Genomic DNA, 5,173 nt, shown 5'->3' with positions numbered 1-5,173 from the left:
CACATTACTGTGCTTCCAGTTCCGGCCTATCAACCCCATGGTCTGTAGGGGGCCTTAACCACTCGAAGGTGGTGGGAAACCTCATCTTGGAACAGGCTTCCCGCTTAGATGCTTTCAGCGGTTATCCCTTCCGAACGTAGCCAACCAGCCGTGCCCCTGGCGGGACAACTGGCACACCAGAGGTTCGTCCGTCCCGGTCCTCTCGTACTAGGGACAGCCTTCCTCAAGTTTCCAACGCGCGCGGCGGATAGAGACCGAACTGTCTCACGACGTTCTAAACCCAGCTCGCGTGCCGCTTTAATGGGCGAACAGCCCAACCCTTGGGACCTACTCCAGCCCCAGGATGCGACGAGCCGACATCGAGGTGCCAAACCATCCCGTCGATATGGACTCTTGGGGAAGATCAGCCTGTTATCCCCGGGGTACCTTTTATCCGTTGAGCGACACCGCTTCCACATGCCGGTGCCGGATCACTAGTCCCGACTTTCGTCCCTGCTCGACCTGTCAGTCTCACAGTCAAGCTCCCTTGTGCACTTGCACTCGACACCTGATTGCCAACCAGGCTGAGGGAACCTTTGGGCGCCTCCGTTACATTTTGGGAGGCAACCGCCCCAGTTAAACTACCCACCAGGCACTGTCCCTGAACCAGATCATGGTCCGAGGTTAGAGGTCCAATACGATCAGAGTGGTATTTCAACGACGACTCCACACACACTGGCGTGCATGTTTCACAGTCTCCCACCTATCCTACACAAACCGTACCGAACACCAATACCAAGCTATAGTGAAGGTCCCGGGGTCTTTTCGTCCTGCCGCGCGTAACGAGCATCTTTACTCGTAATGCAATTTCGCCGAGTCTGTGGTCGAGACAGCAGAGAAGTCGTTACGCCATTCGTGCAGGTCGGAACTTACCCGACAAGGAATTTCGCTACCTTAGGATGGTTATAGTTACCACCGCCGTTTACCGGGGCTTAAATTCTCAGCTTCGCGCCGAAGCGCTAACCGGTCCTCTTAACCTTCCGGCACCGGGCAGGCGTCAGTCCGTATACATCGTCTTACGACTTCGCACGGACCTGTGTTTTTAGTAAACAGTCGCTTCTCTCTGGTCTCTGCGGCCCAAACCAGCTCAGGAAGTAAATTCCGTCACCAGCTCGGGCCCCCCTTCTCCCGAAGTTACGGGGGCATTTTGCCGAGTTCCTTGACCACAGTTCTCTCGATCGCCTTAGTATTCTCTACCTGACCACCTGTGTCGGTTTGGGGTACGGGCCGTGTACCAACTCACTAGAGGCTTTTCTCGGCAGCATAGGATCACTGAATTCGCCTCAATCGGCTACGCATCACCTCTCAGGCTATATGCTGTGCGGATTTGCCTACACAACGCCCTACAGGCTTACACCAGTACAACCACTGACTGGCCCAGCTACCTTCCTGCGTCACCCCATCGCTTGACTACTACACCCAGGGTCGTGCGCAGCCCCATCCGGCCTCCCGAAGGAGGTCCATCAGGTTTTGGGCACTTAGCACAGATGATTCGCCATTGGGCGCGGATACACGGGTACGGGAATATCAACCCGTTGTCCATCGACTACGCCTGTCGGCCTCGCCTTAGGTCCCGACTCACCCTGGGCGGATTAACCTGGCCCAGGAACCCTTGGTCATTCGGCGGACGAGTTTCTCACTCGTCTTTCGCTACTCATGCCTGCATTCTCACTCGCGCAGCCTCCACAACTAGGTCACCCCGCTGCTTCCCTGGCTACACGACGCTCCCCTACCCAGCCACACCACTGCACACACCCCCGTAGAGATGTGCGGATGTAATATGTGACTGCCGCGGCTTCGGCGGTGTACTTGAGCCCCGCTACATTGTCGGCGCAGGATCACTCGACCAGTGAGCTATTACGCACTCTTTCAAGGGTGGCTGCTTCTAAGCCAACCTCCTGGCTGTCTGCGCAATCCCACATCCTTTTCCACTTAGTACACGCTTAGGGGCCTTAGCCGGCGATCTGGGCTGTTTCCCTCTCGACTACGAAGCTTATCCCCCGCAGTCTCACTGCCGCGCTCTCACTCACCGGCATTCGGAGTTTGGCTGATTTCGGTAAGCTTGTGGGCCCCCTAGACCATCCAGTAGCTCTACCTCCGGTGAGAAACACGCGACGCTGCACCTAAATGCATTTCGGGGAGAACCAGCTATCACGGAGTTTGATTGGCCTTTCACCCCTACCCACAGCTCATCCCCTCAGTTTTCAACCTAAGTGGGTTCGGGCCTCCACGACGTCTTACCGTCGCTTCACCCTGGCCATGGGTAGATCACTCCGCTTCGGGTCTAGAACACGCGACTCGAACGCCCTATTCGGACTCGCTTTCGCTACGGCTACCCCACACGGGTTAACCTCGCCACATGCCACTAACTCGCAGGCTCATTCTTCAAAAGGCACGCCATCACCCACAGTACAAGTACTCACAGGCTTTGACGGATTGTAAGCGCACGGTTTCAGGTACTATTTCACTCCCCTCCCGGGGTACTTTTCACCTTTCCCTCACGGTACTAGTCCGCTATCGGTCACCAGGGAGTATTCAGGCTTACCGGGTGGTCCCGGCAGATTCACAGCAGATTTCACGGGCCCGCTGCTACTCGGGCACTCACTACAACAGAGAACATGTTTTCGCCTACCGGACTCTCACCGTCTACGGTTGGCCATCCCAGACCAATTCGACTAACACGAACTTTTCTGACTGTTGCTTGTCACGGCAGTAACAAGAAAGTGAGCCCCACTACCCCACACGTGCAACCCCTGCCGGGTATCACACACGCATGGTTTAGCCTCATCCGCTTTCGCTCGCCACTACTCACGGAATCACATGTTGTTTTCTCTTCCTGTGGGTACTGAGATGTTTCACTTCCCCACGTTCCCTCCACACCAGCTATATATTCACTGGCGGGTAACACGACATCACTCGTGCTGGGTTTCCCCATTCGGACACCCTCGGATCACAGCTCGGTTGACAGCTCCCCGAGGCTTATCGCAGCCTCCTACGTCCTTCATCGGCTCCTGGTGCCAAGGCATCCACCGTACGCTCTTAAAAACTTACAAAACAAAGATGCTCGCGTCCACTGTGCAGTTCTCAAACAACACACCCAGCCAAATCCAGATTCCGCACCAGCGGAGAACCTCTCAGCTCTCCCGGTATGAACGGGAACCCAGCCGGATCGTATTATCTTGCCTGGAAAGAACGCCTGTTCTTTCAGGACCCAACAGTGTGTTGACTACTTCAAATCCGGCACCCCGAGCCCATAAGAACCCGAAGTATCGCCGGCGCATGTCAGCGTTCCACCCATGAGCACCACCGGAAGACATTCGCTTCCGAAGTGGCTCTGCCACAAGACGTTTACCATCCCGACTCTTCGGGTGTCCGTGGAGAATGCTCCTTAGAAAGGAGGTGATCCAGCCGCACCTTCCGGTACGGCTACCTTGTTACGACTTCGTCCCAATCGCCGATCCCACCTTCGACGGCTCCCTCCACAAGGGTTAGGCCACCGGCTTCGGGTGTTACCGACTTTCATGACGTGACGGGCGGTGTGTACAAGGCCCGGGAACGTATTCACCGCAGCGTTGCTGATCTGCGATTACTAGCGACTCCAACTTCACGGGGTCGAGTTGCAGACCCCGATCCGAACTGAGACCGGCTTTAAGGGATTCGCTCCACCTCACGGTATCGCAGCCCTCTGTACCGGCCATTGTAGCATGTGTGAAGCCCTGGACATAAGGGGCATGATGACTTGACGTCGTCCCCACCTTCCTCCGAGTTGACCCCGGCAGTCTCTCACGAGTCCCCGCCATTACGCGCTGGCAACATAAGATAAGGGTTGCGCTCGTTGCGGGACTTAACCCAACATCTCACGACACGAGCTGACGACAGCCATGCACCACCTGTACACCGACCACAAGGGGGCCTACATCTCTGCAGGTTTCCGGTGTATGTCAAACCCAGGTAAGGTTCTTCGCGTTGCATCGAATTAATCCACATGCTCCGCCGCTTGTGCGGGCCCCCGTCAATTCCTTTGAGTTTTAGCCTTGCGGCCGTACTCCCCAGGCGGGGTACTTAATGCGTTAGCTACGGCACGGATCCCGTGGAAGGAAACCCACACCTAGTACCCACCGTTTACGGCGTGGACTACCAGGGTATCTAATCCTGTTCGCTACCCACGCTTTCGCTTCTCAGCGTCAGTTACTTCCCAGAGACCCGCCTTCGCCACCGGTGTTCCTCCTGATATCTGCGCATTTCACCGCTACACCAGGAATTCCAGTCTCCCCTGAAGTACTCAAGCCTGCCCGTATCGACCGCAAGCTCGGGGTTGAGCCCCGAGTTTTCACGATCGACGCGACAAGCCGCCTACAAGCTCTTTACGCCCAGTAATTCCGGACAACGCTCGCACCCTACGTATTACCGCGGCTGCTGGCACGTAGTTGGCCGGTGCTTCTTATACTCCTACCGTCACTTTCGCTTCGTCGGAGTCGAAAGAGGTTTACAACCCGAAGGCCGTCATCCCTCACGCGGCGTCGCTGCATCAGGCTTCCGCCCATTGTGCAATATTCCCCACTGCTGCCTCCCGTAGGAGTCTGGGCCGTGTCTCAGTCCCAGTGTGGCCGGTCGCCCTCTCAGGCCGGCTACCCGTCGTCGCCTTGGTAGGCCATTACCCCACCAACAAGCTGATAGGCCGCGGGCTCATCTCGCACCGATAAATCTTTCCACCCCAGGTCATGCAACCCGAGGTCATATCCGGTATTAGACCCAGTTTCCCAGGCTTATCCCAGAGTGCGAGGCAGATCACCCACGTGTTACTCACCCGTTCGCCGCTCGTGTACCCCGAAGGGCCTTACCGCTCGACTTGCATGTGTTAAGCACGCCGCCAGCGTTCGTCCTGAGCCAGGATCAAACTCTCCGTTGAAGACTCACAATCACACCCGAAGGCGCAATCAAAAGTATAAAACCAGAGTCCGAAAACCCAGCAAAACAAATCGCCAGCTGGAATTTAGCTGACTTAAATGTTCGGCCCTCCACACGGGGGTATGAAGAACCGAAACAGGGTCCGGGCGGCTCCGCCTACAGCTTCGCCAAACAGATCGTCGCCCACTACGTCAACGATCTGGCCAACCAGCTGGCCCGCAAGATG

At 56.5% G+C, this 5,173-nt stretch carries 2 rRNA genes and 1 pseudogene; 1 reads left to right on the top strand and 2 read right to left on the bottom strand.

Going from position 1 to position 5,173, the window contains the following annotated elements:
- Positions 1-3,092 (bottom strand): 23S ribosomal RNA (locus ACWDU1_RS29230); the annotation flags it as partial.
- A 339-nt stretch (positions 3,093-3,431) separates the two neighbouring features.
- Positions 3,432-4,948, bottom strand: a 16S ribosomal RNA gene (locus tag ACWDU1_RS29225).
- Positions 4,949-5,083: 135 nt separating this feature from the next.
- Here ACWDU1_RS29225 and ACWDU1_RS29220 point away from each other — a divergent pair.
- A pseudogene (locus ACWDU1_RS29220) lies at positions 5,084-5,173 on the top strand (SDR family mycofactocin-dependent oxidoreductase); the annotation flags it as partial.

This window comes from Nocardia sp. NPDC003345, assembly GCF_053589395.1.
This window is presented reverse-complemented; position numbering and strand designations above follow the sequence as displayed.